The 521-nt window shown below is 58.9% G+C and carries 1 protein-coding gene; it reads right to left on the bottom strand.

What is annotated here, in order from left to right; genetic code table 11:
- Positions 1-521, bottom strand: a 521-nt coding sequence (locus tag RCF13_RS00230; protein ID WP_308140674.1) for an iron ABC transporter permease, incomplete at both ends; no start/stop codon positions are given.

Consider the following 521-nt stretch of genomic DNA (forward strand, 5'->3'; position numbering starts at 1 on the left):
AGCGAGGAGGCGGCCTCATCCCCGAAAGCAAATGCATCCAGAACATGGCTATAGAGAAGACAGGCGATAAGACCGAGAGTGATGACGACAGATACCAGCATGAATTCCGGCCAACGGACGCCCCCGAAGCTGCCAAGCAACCAGAACATCACGTCGCGCGCCTGCTGTGCATTACCGGATGTGGTGACGATATAGGAGGTTGCGGCGTTGAAAAGCTGCGATGCAGCGACGCCCGCCAGGATGGTACGATCCGCGTCGCCGCGCGTACCATTTGAGAGAAGGGCAACGAAGAAAAAGGCCGAAAACGCGCCAACGAATGCGCCCGCCGACAAGGAAACAGCGCCAGCGCCAATGCCGAGAATTACAACCGTTACAGCGCCCGTTGACGCACCCGCGGAAATGCCCAGAACGTATGGCTCCGCCAGGGGATTACGCAAAAGCGACTGCATGATCGCGCCGGAAAGAGCGAGGCCTGCGCCGCAAAATGCTGCTACCAATGCGCGGCTGAGACGGTAATCCCA

This window comes from Stenotrophomonas maltophilia group sp. RNC7 (assembly GCF_030910085.1).
Lineage (GTDB): Bacteria > Pseudomonadota > Gammaproteobacteria > Xanthomonadales > Xanthomonadaceae > Stenotrophomonas > Stenotrophomonas sepilia.